The following is a 25,501-nucleotide window of genomic DNA, read 5'->3' as shown; positions in this document are numbered from 1 at the left end:
GTTGCCCGCCGCCCTCGGCGATCACCACACACACGGCAGCCGCACTTCGACGACGGTCGGGCCCCCGACCGGACTGGACACCTGCACGCTGCCGTCCGGCGCGGCCACCCTGCGGCGGATGCCCAGCAGGCCCGTGCCCTCGCTCTCGTCGGCCCCGCCCGTGCCGTCGCCCCGGACGACGGCACGCAGCCCGGAGCGCAGGCGTTCCAGCCGTACGGCCGCCCGTCGGCCACCACCGTGCTTGGCGGCGTTGGTCAGCGCCTCGGCGACGCGAAATACGCCGCGGCCTCGACGGCGGCCGGGGGCCGCGGTCCCTCCGCCGGACCGCCCGCCACCTCCACGGCCACCTCAACCCCTCCCGAACTCTCGGCTTCGCCGGAGCGGGGGACCCCCACCTCGCCGCCAGGGCCCGCACGGCACCGGCCAGGCCACGGTCGGTGAGGATCGGCGGATGGATGCCGCGCACCACCTGGCGCAGCTCGGTGAGCGCCTCCTCGGCCTGGTCCTGTGCCCCGGCCAGCAGCCTGCGCGCGGTCTCCGGATCACGGTCGTAGGCTCGCCGTGCCAGCCCGATCCGCAGGGACAGCGCCACCGGGCGGGCCTGGGCCCCGTCGCCCAGATCGCGTTCGATACGGCGCAGTTCGGCCTCGCGGAGATCGCGTCGGCGCGGGTCGCGGCCAGCTCCTCGACGCGGGCGGCGAGCAGGGTCCGGGGGCGATGGCCGCAACAGGGCCGTCGACCAGGCGGCCTCCAGGTCGGCGAGCCGGGTGGTCAGCGGCAGCACGACCGGCGCGCGGCGCAGCAGCCCGCTCCACACTCGGCCGACCACCAGACCCAGCGGCCACAGCGGGAGCACGGCGATCTGCTGGGAGAACTACATGCCGTTGTTCCGTACGGCGATGTACGCCAAGGGCGTCGACCTGTGGTGCGCCCCGACCGTGGACGACCGCGACTCGTGGCAGGCCACCCTGCAGCACATCGCCGTGGAGTGCCGCTGCTTCGTGCTCGGCGCCGGCCAGTACCCGCGCCGCGACTCCCTGCCCGCCGACGTCCACCCCGTCCAGGGCGACGCACCGGGCACCGTCCTCATCGGCGGCGGCTCCGTCATCGTGTCCCCGCTCGGCGAGGTCCTGGCCGGCCCGCTGCGCGACGGCGAGGTCATCCTGTCCGCCGAACTCGACCTCGACGACCTCGCCCGGGTCCGCTTCGACTTCGACCCCACCGGCCACTACGCCCGCCCGGACGTCTCCACCCTCCATGTCGACGAATCCGCACGTGCGGCCGTCGGGCCGACGCAGGGGTGATCCGCTTCACACTCTTTTATCTGTGCGACGCAGTGAAGGTGCGGGTTATTCTCTTCGTAACGCAGTTAATGTGCAGCGCAGTTAAGTGTTGTCCGGATACGTTCAGGAGCCCACATGCTCACCATCGCCGTCACCGGTGCGACCGGTGCCCAGGGCGGAGCCACCGCCCACGCCCTGCTGGCCGCCGGACACCGGGTCCGCGCCCTCACCCGCACCCCCGCCGCACCGGCGGCCGAGGCCCTGCGCCGACTCGGTGCTGACATCCGGTACGCCGACTTCGACGACCGTCCCTCCCTGGACGCCGCCCTCGCCGACGCCGACTCCCTCTTCGCGGTGACCACCCCGTTCGGCACGGACACCACCACCGAGGTACGGCAGGGCAGGACCCTGCTGGACGCGGCGGCGGCCGCCCGGGTCGGCCACATCGTGTTCACGTCGGCGGCGCACGCCGACCGCGGCACGGGCATCCCGCACTACGACAGCAAGGACGAGATCGAGCGCCACCTGAGGGCGACGGGCGTCCCCTGGACGGTCATCGCCCCCGCGGCCTTCATGGACAACTTCGCCTCCGGCTGGACCCTGGAAGGCCTGCGCGAGAACACCTTCGCCTGGCCCATGCCGGCCGACCGCCCCCTGACGCTCATCCCGGCCGGCGACATCGGCGCGTTCGCGGCCCTGGTCCTGCAGCGCCGGCCCGCCTTCACCGGCCGCCGTGTCGACATCGCCTCCGACGAACTCACCGCCGCCCAGATCGCCGCGGTCCTGTCCACCGCCACCGGCCGACCCGTCACGCACCGCGAGGTGCCCCTGTCCTACGTCCGCACCCACTCCGACGACCTCGCGGCGATGTTCTCGTACTTCACCACCAACGGCCTCGACGTCGACGTCACGGGCCTGCGCCGCGCCCACCCCGGGGTCGGCTGGCGCACCTTCGCCGACTGGGCCGCCGCCCAGGACTGGCCCGGCCTGCTCGCCCCGAACCCGAAGGAACCCGCCCTGTCATGAAACCCATCGGCTACTGGCTCAACCGAACCGACCAAGCCCTCACCCGGCGCATGGACGCCCTGCTCGCGGAGTACGGCCTCTCCCGCCTGACCTGGCAGGTCCTCAACGTCGTCCGCGCCGCACCCGGAGTCGCCGACACCGAGGTCCACGCCACCCTGGCCGCCAATGCCGACACCATCGCCCTGGCCGCCGCCGTCCGGACCGTCCTCACCGACGGCTGGGCGACACGCCCCGCCACGGGCCTCCTCATCCTCACCGCGCAGGGCGACGTCCGCCTGGCCGTCGTCACCGAACGGGTCGCCTTCTTCCGGGAGGAGGTCATCGCGGGCATCCCGCTGGAGGAGTACGGCACCGCTGTACGCGTCCTGGAACGTATGACGCGCAACCTCGAAGGCGCACCGGTCGCGGTCTCGGCCGGCTGACGGGCCGTTCACTCCTCGTGGGTGGGCATCCAGTGGTGCTCGACGAACCAGCGGCCGAACAGTGCACCCCCGTACACCACGAACCCGACCCCGATCAGCCACGACTCCACCACCAGCACGGTCCCGACCGCGCCGTAGTTCAGTGCGTTGGTGACGATGAGCGGGGTGAAGACGAGGAACGAGAACGCCCTGAGGCCGACCAGGCCGAGGACCGTGGCGATCGCGCCCGGTAGCAGGGTGCGCCAGTGGACCTGGCCCCCGAGCAGGAAGTGCTGGCCCCACCAGAAGAACAGGACCCCGCTGATCACGGACAGTGAGATCCGCTGCGTACCGTGCATCGCCGTCCGCGTCTGCACCTCCTGATAGAGGTAGGCGGTCAGCACCACCAGCCAGGTCGCCTGCCGCCAGACCCGGTGCCAGGGCCCCGACGCGAGGTCCCAGATCCGCTCGTACCCGTTCTGCACGCTGCCCGCGAAGGAGATACCGAACACCGCGAGCAGGATGAGGCTCAGCACGCTGGTGGTGCCGATGACCTTGCGCGGGGGACTGATGATTTCGGTGAGCGCCTCGGCGGACTGCCCCGACAGTCCCATGCCGTCGGTGAGCCATGAGGCGAAGCCTCCCCGCACCAGCGGATCGGTCGCGGCGACCACGATCAACAGCGGGGCCAGCGTCACCAGAGCCAGCGTGGCGAACCCCATGGCCCGGTGCATCAGCTCCAGTTCACGGCCGTGTTGGAGCAGGGCGCGCAGACGCAGCCACTCCCAAGCGCGGTGGAGGCCGCGCCGCCACTGCCTCACGGGTTCCTCCCGTGCTCGCCGCACCAGGCATCGTCGCCGACGGTCGTCCGCCGTCTGCTTCGCCCGGGCGGCCCTCGATGAGTCTCTGGTGACAGGATCGGACAAAAGCCGCGGAATCGCCCGGCCGGACATGCCGAGGGGGGCACTCGGAGGTCGGCCTACCCGGGGCCGACGCGGCCGCACCCTGGGCTCAGGAACCCGACTTGATCGTCTTCATGGTCAGGTGTGAGTCGATGCGCAGGACGCACGGCAGGCCGCTGAGCTTCTCGGTGAGGAAGGACTCGTAGGCGGCGTGGTCGGCGACGGCGACGCGGACGAAGTAGTCGGGGCGGCCGTACATGCGCCGGAACTCGATCACCTCGTCGAAGGCGGCCACGGTGTCCTCGAACTCCAGGAACGTCGTCCGGTCATTGGCGCTGACCTCGACGTCGATGAGGACTTCGAGACCGCGGCCGAGGGCCTCGGGGTCGACGACGGCCCGGTACCCGGCGATGACACCCGCCTCCTCCAGCCGCTTGACCCGGCGCAGGCACGGCGGTGGGGTCAGTCCCACCCGCTGGGCCAGCTCGACGTTGGTCAGCCGGCCGTCCTGGCGCAGGTGAAACAGAATGTCTCGATCGATGGCGTCGAGTCTCATTTCATTGCGCATCCACCCAGCATAGGGACATTATCGGCAACCATATGACGTGACATATTTCCTAAAATGTCTTCATGCGAACAACCCCCGCCGTGGCCGACAGCCCGACCTCGGCTGCGCCGAGCCCGCCGCCCAGGCCCCGCTCCGAGGCACGAGCCGCGTTCGAGGACTCCGCCTCCGTGGGCCTCGGCTTCGTCCCGCTCGGCATCGCCCTCGGGGTGCTCGTCACCCACGCCGGAGTCGGCTGGTGGTGGGCGGGCCTGTCCAGCGCGCTCATCTACGGCGGGTCGTTCGAGTTCCTGCTGATCGGCATGGTCACGGCGTCCGCGCCGCTGGTCTCCATCGCCGTGTCCGCGTTCCTGGTGAACCTGCGGCACGTCTTCTACGCCCTGTCCTTCCCACTGCACCGGGTGCAGGGGCGTCTCGGGAAGGCGTACAGCACCTTCGCCCTGTGCGACGAGGCGTACGCCCTGACCGCCGGGCAGCAGGCCCGCTCGTGGCCGAGCCGGCGCATCCTCTGGCTGCAGCTCTTCATGCACCTGTACTGGGCCGGGGGCGCCACCGCCGGAGCCCTGCTCGGCTCCCTCGTCCCGGACAGCGTCACCGGGCTGGACTTCGCGCTGACCGCGCTGTTCACCGTGCTGTCGCTCGACGCCGTGCGTGACCGGCGGGGCGATCTGCCCACCCCGCTGCTCGCCCTCCTCAGCGCCCTTGCCGCCCGGTTGCTGTTCCCCGGTCAGCTGCTGCCGGTCGCCTTCGCCCTGTTCACGGCCGGGCTCCTGGCCCGACACCTCACCACCCGCAGGAAGCCGAGCCATGCCTGACACGACCTACCTCGTTGCCGCGGTCCTGATATCGGCCGCGGTGACCTGGGCCCTGCGCGCCCTGCCCTTCGCCGCCCTCGCCCCGCTGCGGGCGAGCGGTACGGTCCAGTACCTGAGCACACGCATGCCCGCCGGGATCATGGTGATCCTGGTCGTCTACTGCCTGCGTGACCTGCCGCTGACCCACGCCCGCGTGGCGGCCCCTCTGGCGGCCCTGACGGTCACCGTCGGCCTGCATCTGTGGCGCCGCAACGCCCTGTTGAGCATCCTCGGCGGCACCGCCGTCCATGTGGCCCTGGCCAGCACGGTCTTCGCGCACTGACGGCCCGTCGACAGAGTGACGCCCGGTGAGACGGCCGGTCAGAGAGAACCGACCGGCGTCATCACCGGGGCGTTCACGTCACCCGCCGGTGCGGGGAGCGTCGGTCAGACCGTGCCGCTCGCGGTGATCGTGACCTTGGCGCTGGGCGTGCCGCTCCGGCTGCCCAGGCCCTCGATCTGGTCGACGAGCTTCTGCCCCTCGACGACCTCACCGAAGACGACGTGCTTGCCGTCGAGCCAGTCGGTGACGATCGTGGTGATGAAGAACTGCGAGCCGTTGGTGTTCCGGCCGGCGTTCGCCATGCTCAGCAGGTACGGTCGGTCGTGCTTCAGAGTGAAGTTCTCGTCGGCGAACTTCTCGCCGTAGATGCTCTTGCCGCCGGTGCCGTTGCCCTTGGTGAAGTCGCCGCCCTGCAGCATGAACTGCGGGATGATCCGGTGGAAGGAGGAACCGGCGTAGCCGAAGCCGTGCTTGCCGGTGGCCAGCTCGCGGAAGTTAGTGGCGGTCTTGGGAACCACGTCGTCGAAGAGCTTGAAGACGATCCGGCCGGCCGGCTGGTCGTTGATGCTGATGTCGAAGTACACGTTGTCACTCATGGCGATCAACCTACCTTCGTGGAGTCCCGCGACGTGCAGAAGGGTCTCCTTGAGCGTCTGGTGTCGCTTGGCACCCCACCGATAAACACCGTGCCCCGCGCCCCGCACACGTGGAAAATCCTCCTGTGGCCGAAGACTGGGTGTGGGACGAAACACTGTTCGCGGGCGCAGCCCCCTACTACGACCGGGGCAGACTGCCGTACGCCCCCACCCTCGTGCCGGTGCTGGCCGACGCGCTCGGGCTCGACGGGACCGGGCGCCTCCTCGACGTGGGATGCGGTCCAGGCACCCTGTCCGTGCCCCTCGCGCCCCTGTTCGGCGAAGTCGTGGGCGTGGACCCCGACCCCGGCATGCTCGACGAAGCCGCCCGCCGGGCCGCCGCCGCGGGCCGGGCCGCCAAGTCCCGCTGGGTAGGGATCCGGGCCGAGGACCTGCCGGCGGACCTCGGCACCTTCACCGTGGCGGTCTTCGCCCAGTCCTTCCACTGGATGGACCGCGACCTGGTGGCGGCCACCGTGCGCGGCATGCTCCGGCCCGGCGGGGCGCTGGTGCACGTCTCGGACCTGAAGGGCGAGCGGCTCGGTATCGACGGCCTGGCGTATCCAGGTGTTCCGTACGGCGCGATCGACGAACTGGTCAAGCGGTACCTGGGACCCGTCCGTCGTGCCGGGCGCGGAGTGCTGCCCAACGGAACACCCGGCGGCGAAGCGGCGGTCATCGCCCGCGCCGGATTCCTGGGGCCCGAGCGGCATGTCGTCCCCGGCGGGCAGGTACTGGAACGTGGAGAGGACGACGTCGTCGCCGGGACCTTCTCGATGTCGTACTCCGCACCCGGCCTCTTCGGCGCGCGCCGTGACGCCTTCGAAGCCGATCTGCGCCACCTGCTGCGCTCGTCCTCCCCGACGGGCCGCTTCTGCGAACGGGGGCCCAGCACCGAAGTGTTCGTGTGGCGAAGTCCGACCGTCCCTGCCGGGGCCGGGCGCCCGGCCGACCTGTGACCTGTGACAGCGAAGGGTGAGCAGGCGCGCCACTCGTGGGCGGACGCACCCGGTCTGGAATCCCGGCCAATCGGGCGGGGCCTCCGGGCCGGTTCGGCATGGCTCCATGTCGAAACGCACCGTGCCCCGATGCTGATGGCTTCCGAACCCTGCAGGAGAGATCATGGACGATCGCCCCAGACTTCAAGAAGCCCGGCAAACGACATCCATGGGTGCGGGCCGTGAGACTCCCGGTGAGGCAGGGGTCATCGGCATCGCACTCGCCGCCGTGCTCACGGCCGCACTCGCGCAGGGTTCCTGGCAATGGTTCGCCAGCTACATCGGGGTGACGCTTCTTGCGGTGATCTTCTCCTTCTACCGACTGCCGACATGGATGCCCGGCCTCGGATCCACGTACATAAGGAATCTGGCCGCGTTCTCACTGGTGGTCGGCCTGTGTGTTGCGATCACCATCGCCCCCGTTCTTCAGCGCTCGGCATGGCTGTTTCCGATGCCGGGCACTCGGCGTGCGTGTCCCGAGCTGGGCAAGTACGCGGGCATCCAGGCGGAGGCCGCGCTGGCGAACCTGGTCGGCCGAGACAGGGCCGCCTTGGCTCACGCGCAGGAGGCGAAGATCCATGAGGCTGTTGCCGACTGCCTGTCGGCTACTACCACCCTGTGGCTGCCGGCATACGGGTTCGCGGCGGCCGTACTGGTGGGTCTCTGCGCGTGGTCCATCGACCGAGCTCGGGTGAGGAGGGAGTTGGCCGCGGCCGGCCGGAATGCTCCGCATCAGGGCTGAGCAGGCGCGCGAACGCGACAGGTACCGGCGCTACGGCTCACGGGGGTCGCCGCCGCCCTGGCGCTCCGCGTCGTCGCCGTGCGGTCTCAGCTTCCGCTCGACCGGATCGGCGGCCTGATCTGCCCGGCCCGCGCAGTGACGGCGGCGACGCTCGCCGATGCGGGGGCGTTGGCGCTGCTCGCCCGGATACCCGAGGACGCGGCGCGGGACAGCGCCGACGTGGCCGCGATCTCCCGCGTCGCCGGCGACCCGGAAGACCTGGAGACCCTGGACGCCTACTGCGCCACCGGCTCCCTGCGTCGGGCCGCCGACCGTCTCCACCTGCATCACGGCAGCGTCGCCCGCCGACCAGAAGAGATCGTACGGACCCTGGGTGTCCAACTCACCGAGCCCACCGCCCTGTTCCGGGACAGGCCCGCCCTCATCGCATGGCGGCTGCTCGAGGACTGATCACCCGGCGTCCCTCGGCCGACGCAGGTGCTCGACGGCCAACCGTGCGGCTGCGCCGATCACGGAATCCGCCTGTGGTGTCCCCGTACCGGGCCCGGTGGGCCTGGTGAACACCGCCACCGCGAAGCGGGAGCCGTCCGGGAACTGCACGACTCCGGCGTCGTTGCTCACACATCCGGGAACCGTGCCGGACTTGGCAGCCACCCGCGCCTCGGTACCGAACCCCGCGGCGATCTTGCGGGTCAGCCGCTGCTGACCGATGACGGTCCGCACCGCGGCGCAGGCGTCAGCGGGCCCGGCCTCGTCCCGCCAGATCATCCTCAGCAAGGCGGCCATCTGCCCGGCCGTCGCGCTCGTGATGCGCCCGGGCTGCAGGGACGGAGTGGACAGCGCGCGCTCCCATATGCGGTCGGCGTCCCCTGGCGAGCCCGCCTCGCGCATCGCGCGGTTCATCTCCGCCCACCCGGCGAAGCCCGTATCGCGGCCGATCGCGTCGAACTCCTCCTGGATCGTGCCCGCCAACCGGATCCGGTCCAGGCCCAACGCGGCCAGCCGTGCGTGGATCCGCGGCACCGACACCCGACGGATCGCCACGTCGGTCGCGGTGTTGTCGCTGATCGTCACCATCATCCGGGCGACATCGCGCAGCGAGACCTCGGCCTCGTCCTCGAAGATGCAGAAGCCCTGACCGCCCGGCGTGGCCCGCGACGGCGACAGCCGGACCCGCTCGGCCAGGTCCAGCTCGCCCTCGGCGCCCTGGCAGAACAACTCCAACGCCACCGCGATCTTGAACGTGGACGCGGCGACCACCAACTCGTCGTCGGCCAACACCACTTGCCCGGGACCGTCGATGTCCAGGACAGCCACACTGCCCTGGCACCCGGCCTCGGCGAACACCTGCTCAAGTCGGTCCTCGATCATCCGCCCACGATCACAGACCCACCCCCAGGCCGGGGGCACGATACGCCACCGGTGAACGGCGACCGGCCGGGACGGCCCATGCATCCCGAACCGCCTTGGGATCACGCGGCCTTGCGGGCCACCCCTCCGTAGAAGCCGATCTCGGCCGACCTCGGCGGAGGCGGGGTGTCCGGGCGCCAGAACGGGGCCTGGGCCAGGCCGGGCTCGACCAGTTCGAAGCCGTCGAAGAACCCCTCGACCTCGGTGCGGGACCGCAGGTTGAGCGTGGCGGTGGCCTTGTTGTAGACGGCCTGGGCGGCGCTGCGATCGGCGAAGTCGCCGGTGGCGTGCGAGAGCACCAGGAAGCTGCCGGCCGGAAGCGCGTCGCGCAGGGCGGCGACGGCCTGCGCGGGCTTCTCCGCGTCGGTGAGGAAGTGGAGGACGGCCACGAGGAGGAGCGCGACCGGCCGGTCGAAGTCGATGGCCCGGCGGACCTCCGGATGGTTCACGATGGCCTGGGGGTCGCGTACGTCGGCGAGTACGACACTGGTCGCGCCGGAGCTGCTGAGCAGCGCGTTGGCGTGCGCGGCCACGATCGGATCGTTGTCGACATAGGCCACGCGGACGTCCGGTGCCAGCTCGTGGGCGACCTCGTGCACGTTCGGAGAGGTGGGGAGCCCGGTGCCGATGTCGAGAATCTGGCGTACCCCGCTGCTGACGACGTACCGGACGGCGCGCCGCAGGAACGCGCGGTTGGCCTGCAGCCCTATGCGCACCTCGGGTGCGGCGGCGGCCAGTTCGTCGCCGGCCCGCCGGTCCACCTCGTAGTTGTCCTTGCCACCCAGCAGGTAGTCGTAGATCCGCGCAGGGTGCGGCCTGCCGGTGTCGATCTCCTCGACGCTGAAGCCGCCGTCCTGTCCCACACCGCGCCCCTCTCGACGACCGCCACGGCCCCACGCACGAACGGTTCACGACAGCTTCGCACATCAACTCCCATGCCCGGCCACGTGGTTGTGCGTCGCGCGCAGGCGCGGGACGGTGTCGTCGTGTGTGCCCGCCAGGTGCTCGAGCAGGCCGGACGCGGCTGCTGGGCGACCGTGCATCGGCCGCGTGGCGCAAATATTGCCTTGTCGGGACCATGTGCCCGATCTGGAACACTGCCGAGGCGGACGGCCCGACCAAGATCAGATCGCCTGGTATCGTCCGGCGATCGAAGGCGAGGCCCTGACCGTTCTCGCCGCTCCACATAACCAGGGGGGTCATGTGTCCACGTCCTTTTCGGGTCCGTCCCGTCGTCACCTGCTGGCCGGGAGCGCCGGGTTGGCGCTCGCCGCGTCCGCCGGTTCCCTGATCTCGCCCACCCGGGCCGCCGCGGCCGAACCGGCGACCGCCGCGCTCTACCAGCTCAAGCCGCCGCACCTGCTGGAGGCCGAGACGCTGGTGGAGTACCTGCGGCTGCGTACGAACCAGTGGGACCACAACCGGTACAACGTCGAACAGACCAACGGTGAGAACCTCGGCAGAACCCAGGTGACCTGGGGGCGTCCGGGGCACCCGGAGGAGTTCGAGAACCTCTCCCAGTGCGCCTCGTTCATGACGAGCCTGCTGCAGCGCTCGTACGGAGCCGACACCGCGTACGGCTGGGCCACCACGGCGTACTTCAACCAGTACTTCCCGCCGAAGGACGGCTCGACCCGCACCACCTCGTTCCCCAACGCCGAGGATCTGCAGGCCGGATTCCTCAACGCCTCCAACGTCCCGCACATCGACCCGGTGACCAAGCCGGTGAACCTGCGCCCCGGCGACATCGTCGCCTGGGACTACGACCCCGCCGTCAAGAGCACCCCCTACACCGGGCACACCGTGCTGATCCGCGCCTACCTCGGCACCTACGCCTCCTCCGTCGACAGCAAGCTGGGTATCACCGGGGTCGTCCCGCACCTCTTCCAGATCGTCGACTGCACCAACAGCCCCCACGGCGGCCCCGACCTCACCAGCCAGTCCAGCATCGACCGCTACCGTTCGTACCCGGACAGCCGCGCCGAGATCGCCGACGACAATGCCACCTACACCGAGCACAGCGGAGTGGGCTACGGGCACATGATCTTCTACGCGGACCCCGACACGTCCCTCTTCGTCGGATACCGCTGGAGCGTCAACTCCGCCACGCCCCAGGCCGCGGTCGCACAGCCGGTCACCGGTAAGAAGCAGATCGCGGCGGGTCGCGTCAACGCCTTCCTGGTGTAGCGGGCGCGGGGCCGGGCTGCGGGCCGGCCAGGCGCCGGGTGTGGGCGGAGCCGAGCGCCGGCCGGCCGGCGGACGGGGTCTCCTCCTGTGCCGGGCCGGTGAGAACGGCCCGTACCAGGCGTTCGGCCTGGAGGCCGGCGGCCCGCTCGTCGTCGGTGTGTCCGAGCCCGTCGACGAGCAGCACGGCAAGCCCGTGAAGGGCCGCCCAGACAGTGAACTCGGCGCCCGGGCGCGCCGTGGCCGGCAGTGCGCCGGCCGCGGCGAACCGGTCGAGTTCTGCCCCGGGCACCTCAAGCGGGTGCGGGGTGACGACCGAGTCCGGACCGGTGGCTCCCGCCCTGAAGACGAGCCGCGCGACGGCGGGGTCCTCGACGGCCCACTGGATGTAGCTGCGGCCGAGAGCGATCAGTGGCTGCAGACGGTGATCCGTGACGTCCGCGACGGCCTCACCCATGTCCGTGACGAGACCGGGCGGCTGCGTGCAGTCGGCGTGAGCGCCGACGGGACGTCCGCCTCGATCGACAAGGACGCCCGCCTCCGCTGGGCCACTTGGGAACGACCGGAATGGATCGGCTGCGCCGTTTGCGCCTTCTACGAGGCCGGCGCCGCGAGCTGAATCGCCTGCGTCCGCAGGGCTCATGTCGCTGCGGAGGGGGTGGCAGGATGCCGGGATGGATGCGATCCTCCGTGCCGCAGGCGCCCTGCTGGGCACCCAACTCTCCGATCCCGTCGACCTGGGAGGCAGCCGGCGCAGCACCGTGGTGCGCTGTCGCACCGCGGCCGGCGACAGTGTGATCGTCAAGTCGTTCACCGACGAGCCGGACGCCTTGCGGTCGTTCACCTCCGAGGCCGCCGGGCTCGACCTCCGGGCGGCCGGCCCGGCGCTGCTCGGCGTGGACACCGACGTACCGCTGCTGGTGATGGAGGATCTGGGGGCTGCGCCCACGCTGGCGGACGTACTGCTCGGAGACGACCCGAAGGCCGCCGCGGAGGGCCTGTTGACCTGGGCCGCGGGGCTCGGCCGGCTCGCCGCGGCGTCGGTGCACAGGCGAGCCGACTTCACCAGGCTGGCGGCGCGGTACGACAAGGGACTGTCGTCCTGGGGGGACGAGCCGTGGATCGAGCGGAACGCCGCTGACCTGCTCCCGCTGCTGGCCGAGGCCGGAGTCACCGCGCCACCGGAACTGTCGGCGGAGCTGGCCCGGATCGGGACGGTGGGCGCCGACGAGTACCCGGCGTTCACCCCGGGGGACACCTGCCCCGACAACAACCTGCTCACCGCGGACGGCCTGCGCCTGATCGACTTCGAGGCGGCCTGTTTCCAGTCGGTGTTCCTGACCGCCGCCTACTGCCGGATGCCCTTCTCCAGCTGCTGGTGCGTCTTCAGGCTTCCGGCGGGACTGGCCGAGGAGATCGAGCAGATCTGTCGCACGGAGGTCGTGACCGCGTACCCGGCCCTCGCCGAGGATGCGGTGTGGGAGGCCGGAATGCGCAAGGCGATCGCGGTCTGGACGGTCGACGTGACAGTGGCGCTGCTCCCGCGCGCCGCGGAGGACCGGCCGATGCACCGGACCCGGCGTCCCGTGCCGACGATGCGTCAGGTACTGCGACACCGTTGGGAGACGGCGAGCGGGATCGAGGAGTTCCCGGCGTTCGCGGAGACCATGGAACTGCTGCTGCGGAAGGTCGCCGGAGGGTGGCAGGCCGCGCCCCTGTCAGGGTATCCCGCGTTCGGGGGCTGAGCCCCTGGCCGGGTGTGGCGGCACGGACGGCGCAGCACGGCGTTGCGGGGCGCACCGCGCCCGACGGCCGATGCCTAAGGTGGGATGTGATCAGCAGCGACGCAGAGCCTCACCGGCGGGGTGGAGGACGCCCTGGGTACAAGTCCGCGGCGGGCGTCTTCGCCATCGGAATGATGGGCACCACCCTGCCCACACCGCTGTACGGCTTGTACCGGGAGCAGATCGGGTTCTCCGAACTGATCGTGACGGTGGTGTTCGCCGTCTACGCGGTGGGCGTCATCGCCGCCCTGCTGATCGCCGGCGGCTTCTCCGACGTGCTGGGACGGCGGCCGGTGCTGCTGGTCGCGCTCGGCCTGGCCGCCCTCAGCGCGGTGTGCTTCCTCGCCGAGGTCGGACTGCCGCTGCTGTACACGGGCCGGGTGCTGTCGGGCTTCTCGGCCGGTCTGCTCAGCGGCACGGGCACCGCGGCCGTACTCGAACTGGCCCCGCCCGCCCAACGCGGCCGTGCCGCACTGGCGGCGACCGCGGCCAACATGGGCGGTCTGGGGCTCGGCCCGCTCGTCTCCGGATTCCTCGCCGAGTACGCCCCGTGGCCGCTCAAGCTTCCGTTCGCCACCCATCTGGCGCTCCTGGCCGTCGCCACGGTGGTCGTCTGCCTGCTGCCCGAGACCGTGCGCCGTACCGTTCCGCGGCCGTCGCTGCGACCCCAGGGCATGCGGGTCCCGGCGGAGGCACGCGGAGTGTTCGCTCCCTGCGCCCTCGCCGCCTTCGCGGGCTTCGCCATGCTCGGCCTGTTCACGGCCGTCGCCCCGGCCTTCCTCACGCAGACACTCGGGGAGCACAACCTGGCGGTCGCCGGTGGCGTCGTGTTCTGCGTGTTCTGCGCCTCGACCGGTGGCCAGTTGCTCATGGGACGGGTCGGCGCGCGCCGCTCCCTGCCCTTGGGCTGTACGGTGCTCGTCGCGGGACTCCTCCTCATCGCGACCGCGCTGTTCCTGGAGTCCTTCCCGCTGCTGCTGGCCGGGGCGGTGACCGGTGGCGTGGGGCAGGGGATGGCGTTCCGCGCCGGGCTGACCGAGGTGAGCAACGCGGCGCCGCCGGCGCACCAAGGCGCCACCATCTCGGCGTTCTTCGTCGTCGCGTACGTGGGGATCTCGTTGCCGGTCGTGGGGGTGGGCGCCATGACGCTGGTGCTGGGGCTGCGCGGAGCCGGTCTGGTGTTCACGGCGTGCGCGATCCTGCTCGTGACGGCAGTGGGCATCAGGGTGCGACGGAACCTGTCCTCGGCCACCGCCCGGTCCTGAACCGAGGTTCAGGCAGGTCGGGCGAACGTTCCGCGGTCCTCCGGCGTCGAAGGAACAACTGCCCGCGTAGGTGAGAGGCCCGAACATGACATCCGTCCGTCTGGTACCCCGGTCCGCGCTGCCCCGCCTCGCACTGATGGCGGGGCTCGTCTGGGCAACCGCCGCGTGCCAGGGGGAGGCCGACGTCGACAGAACGGCGCAGGCGGAGAGCACCGCCTGGAAGGAGCCGTCGGCGTACGCCTACACCCTGAAGTCGAGTGGGGGAGAGCGGCTCCTGATCGGCACCTTCCGGGTGACCGTGCGGGAGGGGAAGGCGGTGCGGGTGGTGGGGCTGGACGAGCCGGGCCGCAGGGTGGTGAAGCGGTCGCCCCGGGCGGTGCCCACCATCGGCGGACTGGTGAAGGAACTCGAACAGGCCCGTCGCGACGGCGCGGACACCGCGGAGGCGGAGTACTCGACCACTGGGTATCCACTGCGCATCACCCTGGACTGGTCGGCGAACGCGGCCGACGACGAGGCCGAGTACACGATCAGTGACTACGCGGTCGGGCGCTAGGGCATCGCTGCGGAGAGGGCAGGATTCGAACCTGCGTGGGCCCCGTGGGGCCCGACCTCGAGGCGTGCTCGTAGGTCCCCGATCAGCCACTCCGGGCACCTCTCCCTGTTCCCGGCCTCCGGTTTCCCGTGCCGTTCACATGAAGGAGAGTGGCAGGAGCCGCTGACCCGGGCCTGACACACCGCTGACACGAGCGCCGTGTGACGCCGTGTCCGGCCCGGCCTGGCGGGGGCGTGTCCTGAACTCCGGGTTCGACTGGGGGATGTCCCCGATGCGCGGGCAGGAGCCGAGCTTGCACGATGGGCGGTATGACGAAGGCAGAGCCGACCAGGCGTCGGGTCCATCAGCATCGAGGCCTGCGGGCGGTCACCGTCTGCGCGGTCATGGTCATCAGCTCGCTGATCGCACTCCTTCCCGCTCAGGCCGCGACACCGCGCGGGTCGGCCGTGCCCCCTGCCCGGATGCGGTTACCGGCCCCCACAGGCCGTTTCCAGGTCGGCGAAGTGACGCTGCACCTGGCCGACACCTCCCGCCACGACCCTTGGCAGGTGGGCAGGAACAGCCGCGAGTTGATGGTCGGCGTGTACTACCCAGCGACCCGCGCAGCCGGGCGTCCGGCCGCGCCTTACATGCTGCCCGAGGCGGCAGCCCACTTCGACTCGGTGACCGCCAACGACTACCTGGGGATGGGCCTGCCGGCCGGGCAGGCCGACTGGGCGGCCACGGTCACGCACGCCGCACAGGGTGCTCCGGTCGCCGACGCCGGCAGGAAACGACCGGTGCTGATCTACTCCCCGGGCCTAGGTGAACCGCGGACCTGGGGCACGACTCTGGTGACGGACCTGGCCAGCCGGGGCTACGTGGTGGTGACCATCGACAACACCTACGAATCGCCGGAAGTGGAGTTCCCCGACGGTGCCTTGGCCACCATGGTCACCCCGGGCGACCCCGACACCTTCATCAGGAAGGCCCTCGGTGTCCGGAACACCGACACCGGCTTCGTGCTGGACCGACTGAGCCTGTTGAACGCCGGACGGAACCCCGACGTGGACGACCGCCCGCTGCCCTGTGGCCTCACCGGCGCTCTCGACCTCACCAGGGTCGGCATGTTCGGCCACTCGCTGGGCGGAACGGCCGCGGCCACCGCCATGGACACCGACCCGCGCATCGCCGCCGGTATCGACATGGACGGCAACCTGACCAACGTCGACGGCACGTTGATGCCGGTGGCCGAACACGGGCTCACCCGGCCGTTCCTGCTGATGGGCATGGACGGCCCCACGGACACGGGTCCCGGCTGGACCGCCTTCCGGGCTCACACACCCGGCTGGAACCGTCAGCTCAGACTGCGCGGCGCCGAACACGCGTCCTTCACGGACGCGGAGGCCCTGCTCCCGCAGCTGGATCTGCCACCGGCCACACAGACACAGGACATCGGCACGATCGACCCGACCACGGCCGTGCGCACCAACGAGGCCTACGTCTCCGCGTTCTTCGACCGCTGGCTGCGCGGCCGCCACGACCTCCTACTGGACGGACCCTCGCCCCGGTACCCGGCGATGGAGTTCGTCGACTGATCCAGGGCCGAGGCGGTCGACTCACTCGAAGTAGACGAGAATGCGCCCGGTGTTGCCGGAGTCGACCTCCCGGCGGACGTACAGCTTCCTGATGTGCTTCTGGTCGAGGAACGCGAGGACACGCGCCCTGAGTTGCCCTGATCCCTTGCCCGGAATGATCTCCGCAACCGGCTCGCCCGAGTGGTTGGCCTTGAAGACGAACTGCCGCAGTGCCAGTTCGATGTCACGGTTGTTGCGGAAGAGGGGATGGAGATCGAGCGACATCATGGGGAGCCTCCTCACTGGAGTCCTGATCTTGTCACCGCAGGATTCCATGCGGGGTCGTCGTGCTCGGCACTGGCCCGGCCGGCCGGCTCCGCGCGGTGCGTCCCTGTTGTCCGCAGCTCGGCGCCGACCTCGGGGCGGGCGCACCGTGCAGGGCGAGAACCCGGTGCGCCCGATCCACCGCTTTCGCCCCCGACGGCACCTGCGTCGGCACACCCGACGGACCGCCGTCGTACGCCCGCCTGGAGCACCACACCCTCGGCGAGCGCAACGGCCTCGCCCTCGCCTGGTACGACCCGGAGGGCGCCGCACCCACCTGGGAAGTCCCCGACACCGGCCAGAACTGCCCCTGCCTTCGCACACCCACCGGGCCGCGACGCACTCGGATGCTGGTTGCGACGGCCTGCGCGGACCTCCGCAGACCGGATGCCATCGGCGCGTCGTTCCCACGGCACGGCCTGCACCGAGCCTTCGCCCGGGCGATGTCGAAGACCGCGGTCGGCGAGGTCCGCAAGGACCTCAGGATCTGGAACACCAGACGGTACGAGCCGCGCCCCCGCCTCTTGGCGAACGACGAGGGCATCGGCTTGTTCCGCCACTGGGCCGCCAGTTCCATCCGTGATCCTGACGGGCCCCTTCGCGTGGCTTGCCTCAGGGCAGTGTCCGGCACAACAGCGCATCGGGTCCCGGACGGCTGCCGAAGCGGGTGGTGAAGGCGATCCCGGCGGCGTACTCGTTCGCCGCGCACTGGCCCTTGTAGTCACCGGAGGCGTAGTCGCCGCCCGCCCCGTCGGCCGGGCGATTGTCGGACCGGTCGAACCACACGGTGCGTCCGGTTCCCGACAGCGTGGTGCGACCCGGCACGCACAGCGCCGCCGACACACGCTCTCCGCGGAGGCTGTAGCCGATCAGGAAACCACCCTGTGGGCACTGGAGTTTGGTGTACCCGGACGCCCAGTCGCCGCCCGCCGGGACGTACCGCTCGTCGACGACGACGGTCTGTCCCGCGGCCGAGGTCCGCAGGTCCGCCGAACCGGTGTCGGTGCACAGGCCGCGACCGGTGGTGTGGCTCAGACCGATCAGCCGCAGCCCGTCCGGGCACGCGGCCTTGTAGGCCCCCGGATCCCAGTCTCCCGTGGTCCGTACACGCAGGGACTCCACCGCGTCGGCGTGGTCGGTGCTCAGCATCCGCCACACCGGAACGGCCGCGACGGGCCCGGTCGTGCTCGGCGCGGACATGAGGTGCTGCCATGCCGTACTGCGCCAGTCGCCGTCGTCGAGGATGCCGGTGCGGTGCCCGGCGGTGTCGTAGCGCAGCAGTGCCCAGTCGTCGTGCCCGGCGAAACCCACCAGTGGCCAGTACGCGAAGTCGGCGTCGTGGTCGGCGAAGTAGTCGGTGACGTTCCCGAACCAGGTTCGGGCTGCCGTGTTCGTCTCGTTGCCGCCGACGCCGAACTCGCTGACCCACACAGGTGCGGTGTAGTGCCGGCCGCTCTCCTCTACGAAGAACGCCTCGTCGTCGAGAGCCGCGGCGAGTTGATCGCGGGTCAGGTCCTGGTAGCGGGGGTCGTGCGTCTCGCCGATGCCGGTGGCGCCGCTGTGGTGGGGTCCGGTGTAGCCGTAGAAGTGGGCGGAGTAGACCAGCTTGTGGGAGTCGACGAGGGTGTGCGAGAGGGTGCGGGCGGGGGTGAGCATCGGCCGGCCGTGCGGGAGCCCGTCGACGGGCACGCCGGTCCAGTTGATGCCCTCGATCACCATCAGGAGACGGGGGTTGGCCTCCGTGAGGATCCGGTCGGCGGCGAGCTGGGCGGCCGCGAACCAGTCGTGGTTGTCGCCCAGGCCCCAGTTGGGGTCGTCCAGGACGTCGCGGCGCACCTCGTTGTACAGGTCGGCGCCGACCACGCGGGGCACAGCGGCGTAGCGGCGGGCCATGAAGACCCAGTCGTCGGCCCACTGCTGTGTGGACTGCCCGCTGTTCCATCGCTCGTTGCCATCGACCCCGCAACACCAACGGGACGTGTTGGTGTGGTTGTTGAGGATGACGGCGAACCCGCTGTCGCTGAGCGCGCCGACGACGGCGTCGTAGATCTGCAGGGGCGTTTCGCCCCGCAGTTGGGGGTTGGCGGTCACGGCGTTGTCGGGCACCGGGGTCGTGCTGTGGATCATCTCGTTGGAGAACGGCAGCCGGATGGCGTTGATGCCCAGCTGGTGGAAGTCGGCGAGCAGCCCGTCCAGTGGGACGCGGTCGAGGCCGAGCGGAATGCCGTAGGAGTCCTGGCCGGCGTGGTGGTTGGCGGGGTCGGTGATGCTGCCGCTGCCCGTCCACGAGCCCTGTGCGCCGTCCCAGTTGGCCGCCTTGAGCCGGAAGCGGTTGCCCTGGGCGTCGACTATGTAGCGCCCCTGGGTCGACAGGGGTGCGGTCCAGGTGGCCGAGGCCGTCACAGCGGCGGGTGAGCGTGGTGGCGGTGCGGTGGCGGACGCCGTTGCCGTCTGCGCGGCCACGAGCAGGAGGCCCGCGGCTGTCGCGGCCAGACGCAGGACAGCTGGTGCTATCGACATGTGGACAGCCCTCGGTAGTTGGGGGGTGCCGCCTGGGGCGGGTGGTGTGACTCCGAGGATGCAGAGTGCCCGATGGGGCTGAGAAGGTCCACACCTGATGCGCCGTCACAGGCCCCCGTCGCACCCGTCCCCGTGCCGGGCGGCGTGGTGTCCGCCAGAAAGTCGAACGCCGGCCCGCCGGAGCCCTCGCCCCGGCCCATGCCCCGGCGGGCGCTGGGCCAGACCGAGACACGGCCGTCGCGCCGGTGGGCGCGGTTGGAACGACTGGCAGTCGATCGGCTGGATCGGCTGAGGGCGGCCTCGTCCGCTACCTACGGCTCCCGGACCCCAGAGGCCCGAGCAGATCGCTGCTGCCGGCCCGCGGATCGGAGTTTGTGCTCTACTCCAGGGTCGCCTCGACCATCTCGTCCACGGACAGGAAGCCGTCCCTCCGCGTCCGCGAAGCGTCGGCGCCGTCCCGAACCGCTTCGAGCCTGTCCGCTATGAATTCGTCCAGGGAGATGCGGTGGTCGCATCGGTGTCCATGCGCGCGGCCATGCCCTCCCACACGTCCTGGAGGGCGGAGGTGACGGCCGACGCGCGCGGCGATCCCGTATCCGAGAAATTCCGGTTGATCCTTTTCGGTGGCGCCATGAGCGGAGCTGCTCTCGCCTTGTCGCGCCTCCCGGAGGAGTATGGAAGGTGAGTGAACAAAGGCGAGCAAAGGGGGCCCGTCATGAAGACCGGAGCCTCGGATTACGACGCCTGGCTGTACTCGCACACCCCCTCCCAGGCCGAGGGCGAGCGCGACGAGCCGGCCGAGCGCTCAGCTGTGGAGCAGCATCCGGACGTTCCCAGGACCGAGCCGTCCCAGGCGGAGGGAGAGCGGGCGCAGGACGCCGAATCTGCATGATCACCGGTCGGTTTCGTCCCTTGGACATCCGTCTTCAGGGCGGACCGGGCTTCAGAATCCCGCGCTTTTTCAGTTGATCGCGTTGAGCAACAGTTGCGCCGCCACCCTCGCTCCGTCGGTGCGGATCGTGCCGGCCACGGCCGTCGCCCGCGCGCGGGTCTCGGGAGCCAGGGCCGTCCTGAGGGCGGCCGACAGGGACTCGAAGGTCGGACGCGGACCGTCGTGTGCCACGCCGACGCCCAGGTCGCCGACCCTGTCGGCCCAGTACGGCTGGTCCGCGGACTGGGGTACCACCACCTGAGCCGCGCCCGCCCGGGGTGGCCGTCGTCGTGGTGCCCGCGCCGCCGTGGTGCACCACGGCGCCTCGACGGCCAGGCGGGCGACATCTGTCGATGGGTGCATGGGCATGCTGCCGATGCCCACGTACACCGGCGGCGTGCCACCGTCCAGGAACGCCACCGGCCCTGCCTTTCGCGAGGACGGAGCCCTCAGTTCAGGACGGTCTGGGTGACGACGATGTGGCCGTCATCAGGGTCGAGGATTCCACCGAGTCGGCTGAACGCGCCGTCGGTCAGATCGAGGCACTTGGGTTCCTGTGGGGTCTGGGTGAAGGTGCCCCGGTCGTTGATGCGGACCACAAGGGACCTGCCGTTGGCGGTGTTGGTCACCTGTACGCGTGTGCCGAACGGCAGTTGCGGCTGACGGCTGAGGGATGTCGCCGCCGTGTCGGCGTTGTTGTCGAAGAGCTCGCCGCTGGCGGTGAGGGCGCCGGGGGGCTGGGGGCCGTAGTGCGTCGCCCAGCATTGGTCGGTGGTCTGGGTGGCCGGCGCGTTCCACTTCTGGTTGGCGCCGCCGCTGCAGCTCCATATCTGGGCGCGGGTGCCGGTGGCCGAGGAGTTGCCGGTGGCGTCCAGGCACTTGTCGGCCTGCGGGTTGACGATGTCGTGGGCGGCGCTGACGGTCCACTTCTGGTTGGCGCCGCCGGTACAGGTCCACAGCTGGACCTTGGCGCCGTCGGCGGTGGAGTTCCCGGTGACGTCGAGGCACTTGCCGAGGGCGCGGACGGTGCCGTCGCCGCCGACCGTCCACTGCTGGGCGGCGGTGCCGTTGCAGTCGTAGAGCTGGACGGCCGTGCCGTCGGCGGGGCTTGCGCCGGCGACGTCGAGGCACTTGCCGCCGAGGCCGGTGATGGTGCCGGTGGCGGCCTGGGCCGGGGCCGCGGCGAGCAGACCTGTCGATACGGCGAGGACGGCGACGGCGAGCGCGGAGCGTAACAGGGCTGAAGGCGTGGGGGGTTGTGCGGGCAAGGGGGAGCTCACAGCCTTTCGCGGTCGGTGTACGGGTGGGATCGGACCCACCCGGCAGACCTGGAACGTAAGAGGTCTGAACCAATCGCGTCAAGATGTGAACTGGCCCTCAAAAAAGGGTAGTTGCGGCTCTCCCGGTCACTCGCGATCGAGCCGTCGGAGTGCCGACCGTCGGGCGATGTCGGCGCACGGTTCGGCGGCGACCGCAGGCTGCGCTGCCGCCTCCACCGCCGGCCGGCGCCCGCGCCGGTTGATGAGGGTCACTCCGGCCACGACGACGCCACCGCCGAGGAGTTCGACCACATGCGGGACCTCGCCGAGCCAGACGAAGGACACGACCAGAGCCACCGGCGGTACCAGGTACAGCGCTGCGGTGGAGACGGCGAGGGGTAGCCGTGCGACGGCGTGGCCCCAGATGACGAACCCGAGCGCGGAAGGCAGAAGGCCGAGGTAGACGGCGGACAGCAGAGCGACGGTCGGAGCCTGGGTCGCGGCAGGTACTGTTGCCGGGACCAGAGGCAGGGCGAACACGGTGCCGGCGACCATGGCGTAGGTGGCAACCTCCAGGCCCGTGTACCGGCGCAGGAGTGGCTTCGTGGCGCTGTGGTAGACGCCCTGGACGACGGCCGCGGCCACGACGACCAGGGAAGCGGCGGTGAATCCGGAGACACCGTTCGCCAGGGTGACGACGGCGGTTCCGGCGAGGGCGACGGCACTGCCGATGACGATGTCGCGGGTCAGGGGTTCGGCCAGGAAAGCGCTGCCCAGGAGGATGCTGAACACGGGCGCGGCCGCGATGAGCAGGCTCGCTGTTCCGGCTGCGACGTGGATCTCCCCCCAGTTCAACAGGATCTGGTAGGCGGTCATGCCGGTGAGGCCGCACAGGGCTATCGAGGGCAGGTCGCTCGGCTTCGGCAGTCGCACATGAGCGAAAGGCGCTACGGCGACCAGCGCTACGGCGGCGATGGCCAGGCGAAGGAACGACAGGGCCGCCGGGCCGAGTCCGTCGACACCGACACGGATCGCCGGAAAGGCGGACGCCCAGAGCACGACCGTGCCGGCCAGGGCCAGGAAGCGGGGAGAGGTGAACCGGCTAATCACCCGCCCACCGTGTCGCGACAGAACGGGAAGGTCCAGTTAGGTTTTGTTCCCGCTAACCATAGAGATCCTTAATTGTGCAGCTCACCGGCCGGATGCCAGGCAAAAGGCAGCCTTGATTTTCCATTCATGAAGCTTAAGCTCGACTTATGCTTGATGTACGTCGGCTGAGGATCCTGCATCATCTGGCCACCTACGGCACGGTCGCAGCGGCCGCCGATGCCCTGCACCTGACCGCGCCGGCCGTTTCCCAACAGCTCGCCGTACTCGAGCGCGAGGCCGGAATGCCGGTGGTGGAGAAGCAGGGCCGCACCTTGAGGTTGACGGCCGCGGGGGAGCTGCTGGTGGCCCACGCCGAAGTGGTCCTCGGTGACCTCGCCGCAGCGGAGTCCGACCTCGCGGCCCTGCGCGGAGGGCGACGCGGACTGATCCGGGTGGCCGCGTTCGCGTCGGCCGCCCGCACGCTCCTGCCCCTGGTGTACAGAGCCTTCGCGGAACAGGCCGAGGACTCGGAGCCCGCACTCACCGTGCACCTCGTCGAACAGGAACCCGACGCGGCGCTGGAAGCCCTGCGCAAGCGTGAGACGGATGTGGCCGTCGTGCACGGCTACACCGTGCTGCCCCGTGACTTCCCGTCGGGCAGCGAACAGGAACTGCTCATGGACGACCCGGTCGTGGCTGTTCTCCACCCCGATCGTGCGCAGGCTCTGGGGCTGACTCCGGGCAGGCCGGCAGACCTGGTCGACCTCGCGCACGACCCCTGGTTGACTCCGGCACCCGACACGTCCTGCTACGAGATGATCCAGCGCACCTGTGGCGCCGCAGGATTCGTGCCTGACATCCGCGTACGGAGCAGCGACTTCTCCGTGCTGACCGCACTGGTGGCCGCAGGGGCCGGTGTAGCCCTGGCTCCTCGCCTGGCCGTTCCGGAGAACGCCGAAGGCGTCAGTCTCCACCCGCTGGTGATGCCGGTCAGCAGGACCATCTTCACCGTCAGCCGCTCAGGCACCGCCCACAGACCCGACATCCATCTGCTGGGTGCCCTCCTGAAGGACGCGGCGACCGGTGCGGCATCAGCTGTGCGCGGGCCGCGATAGGGCGGGCACGCGCCACGATGCCGGGAGCCTTCTTGTGCCGGCCGCCCCCGTGTCCCATCAGGATCAGCGGGCGGGTAGCCGGGGTGGCCGGTGTTGCCCGAGACGCTTTCTGCGGGCACTCCCTAGCCCATGCAGAGGAGGGAGCCCCGACCTGTCACAGCGTTGATCGGTCTCACCTCCTCGGTTCGCAGCAGCACCTGGCGACGTGGAACGTAACACAACCCGCTTGTCACCGGGGCGCCTTATGTCTGACGCGGCGCCGGCCGAAGGCTCGGAGAGCGACGAGACGGAAAGCGATCACCAGTTCACCTCCCCGGCCAAGGGCATCACCGCGGGCACCAGGCTGAGCAGTACGGCGGAGACCACCTTGGCCGGGCCTCGGCCCAGAGGGCCGATCAGGCTGCGTTGGAGGGCCGGATGTTCTGGTTGAGGCGGAACAGGTTCGTGGGATCGTAGGCGTCCTTCACCCGCACCAGCCGCTCGTGGACCGCGTCGGGGTACGCGGCGCGCACCTTGTCCTCGGCCGCGTCGCCGGTGAAGTTGACGTACATGGTCCCGCGGCCGTGGCGGGCGATCTCCTCACGGGCGCCGCGGGCCCAGGCGATCCGCGCGTCGAAGCCGGTCGGGTCCGGGGACCTGGCGATCACGTTGCACAGGACGCTCGAATCACGCTGGCTGAAGGCCGTGGCCTCGGCGGGCACGCGGGCGAAGGCACCGCCCAGGTGGTGGAGATGGAGTTCGCTCGAGGGCGACGGTGTCGTCAGGTGGAGGCGCAGTACGGCGTCGAGGGCGGCGTCGGACGGCTCGATGAACGCCGACGTGAAGTAGTTGTGCGCGCCCGCCGTCCACAGCGGGTCGAGCAGTGTCTGCATACCGGTGTACGGCATGGGGCCCATGAGGTCGGCGATGGGTGTCCCCAGCGTCCGCAGCGGGGCGACGGCCGCCTCGCCGGCCGCGGGGTCGCCCGCGTACATGCCGGCCAGCACCACGATGCGGGTGCCGTGGACCTCCGGGGGCAGGAAGGGCAGCGGGGGTGCCGTGGTGAAATTGATCAGGGTCGTCAGCTCGTCGGGCATGTTCCCGGTCAGCTCACGCCAGCCCATGACCACCTGTCGGGCCTGCTCCAGCGGATAGATGATCAGGCCGGCGAGGACCTGCGGCCCGACCGGGTGCAACTGGTACTCGAGGGAGGTCACGACACCGAAGTTGCCGCCACCACCCCGCAGGGCCCAGAACAGCTCGGGGTTCTCGTCCCGGTCCGCGCGCACCACACGGCCGTCCGCCGTGACGACCTCGGCCGCCGTCACGTTGTCGGAGGCCAGACCGTGGCGGCGCACCAGCCAGCCCACGCCGCCGCCGAGCGTGAAGCCCGCGATGCCGGTCGAGGAGACCAGGCCACCGGTCACGGCCAGGCCGAAGGCCTGGGTCTCGTGGTCGAGGTCGCCCCAGGTCATACCGGTCTGGGCGACCACCCGGCGGCGTACCGGATCCACGATGGCGCCCTTCATGGGCGAAAGGTCGATGACGATGCCGTCGTCGCAGGTCGAGAACCCGGCGATGCTGTGGGAGCCACCGCGCACGGCGACGAGCAGGTCCTGACTGCGGGCGAACTCGACGGCGCGCATGACGTCGGCGGTACCCGCGCACCGCACGATCAGCGCCGGATGCTTGTCATGGGCCGCGTTCCAGACCGCGCGGGCCTGGTCGTAGTCGGCGTCGTCGGGACGGATGACAGTGCCGCGCAGGCCCGCCTCCAGTTCGGCGACGGTGGCGTCCCCCAGGATGCCCTTTGCCGTGTCGATCGACATGGTCGGCTCCT

The 25,501-nt window shown here is 70.7% G+C and carries 26 protein-coding genes and 5 pseudogenes; 16 read left to right on the top strand and 15 right to left on the bottom strand.

The window, feature by feature from the left end:
- Nucleotides 1–21: 21 nt before the first annotated feature.
- Nucleotides 22–859, bottom strand: a pseudogene (locus ACIF83_RS19450) (sensor histidine kinase); the annotation flags it as partial.
- A gap of 19 nt (nucleotides 860–878) precedes the next feature.
- Here ACIF83_RS19450 and ACIF83_RS19445 point away from each other — a divergent pair.
- The 3 genes from ACIF83_RS19445 (at nucleotide 879) to ACIF83_RS19435 (ending at nucleotide 2,731) form a co-directional block, all read left to right on the top strand.
- Entirely contained in the window at nucleotides 879–1,304 is a 426-nt protein-coding gene (locus ACIF83_RS19445) for a nitrilase-related carbon-nitrogen hydrolase (RefSeq protein ID WP_399728349.1), read from the top strand.
- Between the two features lie 114 nt (nucleotides 1,305–1,418).
- Nucleotides 1,419–2,309 carry an NmrA/HSCARG family protein gene (locus tag ACIF83_RS19440; RefSeq protein ID WP_399728346.1) on the top strand — a complete coding sequence of 297 codons (891 nt, stop codon included), beginning with the start codon at nucleotides 1,419–1,421 and terminating at the stop codon, nucleotides 2,307–2,309.
- Nucleotides 2,306–2,731: a MarR family transcriptional regulator gene (locus ACIF83_RS19435; RefSeq protein WP_399728343.1), complete on the top strand. Its 426-nt coding sequence runs from the start codon at nucleotides 2,306–2,308 to the stop codon at nucleotides 2,729–2,731. The genes ACIF83_RS19440 and ACIF83_RS19435 overlap by 4 nt, the downstream gene beginning before the upstream one ends.
- Nucleotides 2,732–2,739: 8 nt before the next feature.
- On the opposite strand, the gene ACIF83_RS19430 is transcribed toward ACIF83_RS19435, so the two are convergent.
- Both ACIF83_RS19430 and ACIF83_RS19425 read right to left on the bottom strand, forming a co-directional pair.
- Complete coding sequence (locus ACIF83_RS19430) at nucleotides 2,740–3,531, bottom strand: ribonuclease BN (protein ID WP_399728340.1); 792 nt, start codon at nucleotides 3,529–3,531, stop codon at nucleotides 2,740–2,742.
- Nucleotides 3,532–3,721: 190 nt separating this feature from the next.
- Nucleotides 3,722–4,180 (bottom strand): Lrp/AsnC family transcriptional regulator, encoded by a 459-nt coding sequence (locus tag ACIF83_RS19425; protein WP_393479167.1) that lies wholly within the window; start codon nucleotides 4,178–4,180, stop codon nucleotides 3,722–3,724.
- Between the two features lie 62 nt (nucleotides 4,181–4,242).
- On the opposite strand from ACIF83_RS19425, the gene ACIF83_RS19420 reads away from it, so the two are divergent.
- Together ACIF83_RS19420 and ACIF83_RS19415 are read left to right on the top strand one after the other, a co-directional pair.
- Nucleotides 4,243–4,992, top strand: coding sequence for an AzlC family ABC transporter permease (locus ACIF83_RS19420; protein WP_399728336.1), 750 nt, complete (start codon nucleotides 4,243–4,245; stop codon nucleotides 4,990–4,992).
- A complete protein-coding gene (locus ACIF83_RS19415) occupies nucleotides 4,985–5,314 on the top strand; it encodes a branched-chain amino acid transporter permease (RefSeq protein WP_393479172.1) in 330 nt (109 codons plus the stop codon). The genes ACIF83_RS19420 and ACIF83_RS19415 overlap by 8 nt, the downstream gene beginning before the upstream one ends.
- Nucleotides 5,315–5,418: 104 nt before the next feature.
- Here the strand turns inward: ACIF83_RS19415 and ACIF83_RS19410 are convergent, their stop codons facing one another.
- Nucleotides 5,419–5,910 carry a peptidylprolyl isomerase gene (locus ACIF83_RS19410; protein ID WP_393479175.1) on the bottom strand — a complete coding sequence of 164 codons (492 nt, stop codon included), beginning with the start codon at nucleotides 5,908–5,910 and terminating at the stop codon, nucleotides 5,419–5,421.
- Between the two features lie 125 nt (nucleotides 5,911–6,035).
- On the opposite strand from ACIF83_RS19410, the gene ACIF83_RS19405 reads away from it, so the two are divergent.
- The 3 genes from ACIF83_RS19405 to ACIF83_RS19395 all read left to right on the top strand — a co-directional run bounded on the left by ACIF83_RS19405 (nucleotide 6,036) and on the right by ACIF83_RS19395 (nucleotide 8,139).
- Entirely contained in the window at nucleotides 6,036–6,908 is an 873-nt protein-coding gene (locus ACIF83_RS19405) for a class I SAM-dependent methyltransferase (protein ID WP_399728332.1), read from the top strand.
- A 163-nt stretch (nucleotides 6,909–7,071) separates the two neighbouring features.
- The gene (locus ACIF83_RS19400; protein ID WP_398140745.1) at nucleotides 7,072–7,689 is read left to right on the top strand and encodes a hypothetical protein; all 618 of its coding nucleotides are present in this window, start codon (nucleotides 7,072–7,074) and stop codon (nucleotides 7,687–7,689) included.
- Between the two features lie 78 nt (nucleotides 7,690–7,767).
- Nucleotides 7,768–8,139 (top strand): LysR family transcriptional regulator, encoded by a 372-nt coding sequence (locus ACIF83_RS19395; protein ID WP_399728329.1) that lies wholly within the window; start codon nucleotides 7,768–7,770, stop codon nucleotides 8,137–8,139.
- Here the strand turns inward: ACIF83_RS19395 and ACIF83_RS19390 are convergent, their stop codons facing one another.
- Both ACIF83_RS19390 and ACIF83_RS19385 read right to left on the bottom strand, forming a co-directional pair.
- Complete coding sequence (locus tag ACIF83_RS19390; protein ID WP_393479184.1) at nucleotides 8,140–9,060, bottom strand: serine hydrolase; 921 nt, start codon at nucleotides 9,058–9,060, stop codon at nucleotides 8,140–8,142.
- Nucleotides 9,061–9,161: 101 nt separating this feature from the next.
- Nucleotides 9,162–9,962: an SAM-dependent methyltransferase gene (locus tag ACIF83_RS19385; RefSeq protein ID WP_399728326.1), complete on the bottom strand. Its 801-nt coding sequence runs from the start codon at nucleotides 9,960–9,962 to the stop codon at nucleotides 9,162–9,164.
- Between the two features lie 340 nt (nucleotides 9,963–10,302).
- Between ACIF83_RS19385 and ACIF83_RS19380 the strand changes: the two genes are divergently transcribed.
- Entirely contained in the window at nucleotides 10,303–11,286 is a 984-nt protein-coding gene (locus ACIF83_RS19380) for a hypothetical protein (protein ID WP_393479192.1), read from the top strand.
- Here the strand turns inward: ACIF83_RS19380 and ACIF83_RS19375 are convergent.
- Nucleotides 11,267–11,740, bottom strand: coding sequence for a TetR-like C-terminal domain-containing protein (locus ACIF83_RS19375; RefSeq protein ID WP_399728323.1), 474 nt, complete (start codon nucleotides 11,738–11,740; stop codon nucleotides 11,267–11,269). The two genes, ACIF83_RS19380 and ACIF83_RS19375, sit on opposite strands and share 20 nt — an antisense overlap.
- Before the next feature lie 36 nt (nucleotides 11,741–11,776).
- On the opposite strand from ACIF83_RS19375, the gene ACIF83_RS19370 reads away from it, so the two are divergent.
- The 4 genes from ACIF83_RS19370 to ACIF83_RS19355 all read left to right on the top strand — a co-directional run bounded on the left by ACIF83_RS19370 (nucleotide 11,777) and on the right by ACIF83_RS19355 (nucleotide 14,888).
- Nucleotides 11,777–11,902, top strand: a complete 126-nt coding sequence (locus tag ACIF83_RS19370) for a hypothetical protein (protein ID WP_399728320.1) — start codon at nucleotides 11,777–11,779, stop codon at nucleotides 11,900–11,902.
- 55 nt (nucleotides 11,903–11,957) lie between these two features.
- Nucleotides 11,958–13,028, top strand: coding sequence for a hypothetical protein (locus ACIF83_RS19365; RefSeq protein ID WP_399728318.1), 1,071 nt, complete (start codon nucleotides 11,958–11,960; stop codon nucleotides 13,026–13,028).
- 170 nt (nucleotides 13,029–13,198) lie between these two features.
- Nucleotides 13,199–14,332 carry an MFS transporter gene (locus ACIF83_RS19360; RefSeq protein WP_399728315.1) on the top strand — a complete coding sequence of 378 codons (1,134 nt, stop codon included), beginning with the start codon at nucleotides 13,199–13,201 and terminating at the stop codon, nucleotides 14,330–14,332.
- Between the two features lie 85 nt (nucleotides 14,333–14,417).
- Nucleotides 14,418–14,888: a DUF6174 domain-containing protein gene (locus tag ACIF83_RS19355; RefSeq protein ID WP_399728312.1), complete on the top strand. Its 471-nt coding sequence runs from the start codon at nucleotides 14,418–14,420 to the stop codon at nucleotides 14,886–14,888.
- A gap of 10 nt (nucleotides 14,889–14,898) precedes the next feature.
- Here the strand turns inward: ACIF83_RS19355 and ACIF83_RS19350 are convergent.
- Nucleotides 14,899–14,993, bottom strand: a pseudogene (locus ACIF83_RS19350).
- 203 nt (nucleotides 14,994–15,196) lie between these two features.
- On the opposite strand from ACIF83_RS19350, the gene ACIF83_RS19345 reads away from it, so the two are divergent.
- Complete coding sequence (locus tag ACIF83_RS19345) at nucleotides 15,197–16,465, top strand: alpha/beta hydrolase family protein (RefSeq protein WP_399728309.1); 1,269 nt, start codon at nucleotides 15,197–15,199, stop codon at nucleotides 16,463–16,465.
- Nucleotides 16,466–16,486: 21 nt separating this feature from the next.
- On the opposite strand, the gene ACIF83_RS19340 is transcribed toward ACIF83_RS19345, so the two are convergent.
- Nucleotides 16,487–16,732 carry a Smr/MutS family protein gene (locus ACIF83_RS19340; protein WP_393479209.1) on the bottom strand — a complete coding sequence of 82 codons (246 nt, stop codon included), beginning with the start codon at nucleotides 16,730–16,732 and terminating at the stop codon, nucleotides 16,487–16,489.
- Between the two features lie 648 nt (nucleotides 16,733–17,380).
- Complete coding sequence (locus tag ACIF83_RS19335) at nucleotides 17,381–19,288, bottom strand: glycoside hydrolase family 5 protein (RefSeq protein ID WP_399728306.1); 1,908 nt, start codon at nucleotides 19,286–19,288, stop codon at nucleotides 17,381–17,383.
- A gap of 715 nt (nucleotides 19,289–20,003) precedes the next feature.
- Between ACIF83_RS19335 and ACIF83_RS19330 the strand changes: the two genes are divergently transcribed.
- Entirely contained in the window at nucleotides 20,004–20,180 is a 177-nt protein-coding gene (locus ACIF83_RS19330) for a hypothetical protein (protein ID WP_393479217.1), read from the top strand.
- A gap of 69 nt (nucleotides 20,181–20,249) precedes the next feature.
- On the opposite strand, the pseudogene ACIF83_RS19325 reads toward ACIF83_RS19330, so the two are convergent.
- The 4 genes and pseudogenes from ACIF83_RS19325 to ACIF83_RS19310 form a co-directional block, all read right to left on the bottom strand.
- Nucleotides 20,250–20,639 (bottom strand): annotated as a pseudogene (locus ACIF83_RS19325) (nucleotide disphospho-sugar-binding domain-containing protein); the annotation flags it as partial.
- A 29-nt stretch (nucleotides 20,640–20,668) separates the two neighbouring features.
- Nucleotides 20,669–20,890: pseudogene (locus tag ACIF83_RS19320) on the bottom strand (RlpA-like double-psi beta-barrel domain-containing protein); the annotation flags it as partial.
- A gap of 111 nt (nucleotides 20,891–21,001) precedes the next feature.
- Nucleotides 21,002–21,457: pseudogene (locus ACIF83_RS19315) on the bottom strand (lectin); the annotation flags it as partial.
- A gap of 168 nt (nucleotides 21,458–21,625) precedes the next feature.
- Nucleotides 21,626–22,588, bottom strand: coding sequence for a DMT family transporter (locus tag ACIF83_RS19310; protein WP_399728303.1), 963 nt, complete (start codon nucleotides 22,586–22,588; stop codon nucleotides 21,626–21,628).
- A gap of 146 nt (nucleotides 22,589–22,734) precedes the next feature.
- On the opposite strand from ACIF83_RS19310, the gene ACIF83_RS19305 reads away from it, so the two are divergent.
- On the top strand, nucleotides 22,735–23,682 hold the full coding sequence (locus tag ACIF83_RS19305; RefSeq protein WP_399728300.1) for a LysR family transcriptional regulator: 948 nt from the start codon (nucleotides 22,735–22,737) through the stop codon (nucleotides 23,680–23,682).
- Between the two features lie 395 nt (nucleotides 23,683–24,077).
- Here the strand turns inward: ACIF83_RS19305 and ACIF83_RS19300 are convergent, their stop codons facing one another.
- Nucleotides 24,078–25,490, bottom strand: coding sequence for an FAD-binding oxidoreductase (locus ACIF83_RS19300; protein ID WP_399728297.1), 1,413 nt, complete (start codon nucleotides 25,488–25,490; stop codon nucleotides 24,078–24,080).
- Between the last annotated feature and the right edge of the window lie 11 nt (nucleotides 25,491–25,501).

Source organism: Streptomyces sp. NPDC085866, assembly GCF_044541035.1.
Taxonomy (GTDB): Bacteria; Actinomycetota; Actinomycetes; order Streptomycetales; family Streptomycetaceae; genus Streptomyces.
The sequence above is the reverse complement of the archived record's forward strand: the minus strand, read 5'-3'. Positions and strand labels throughout refer to the sequence as shown.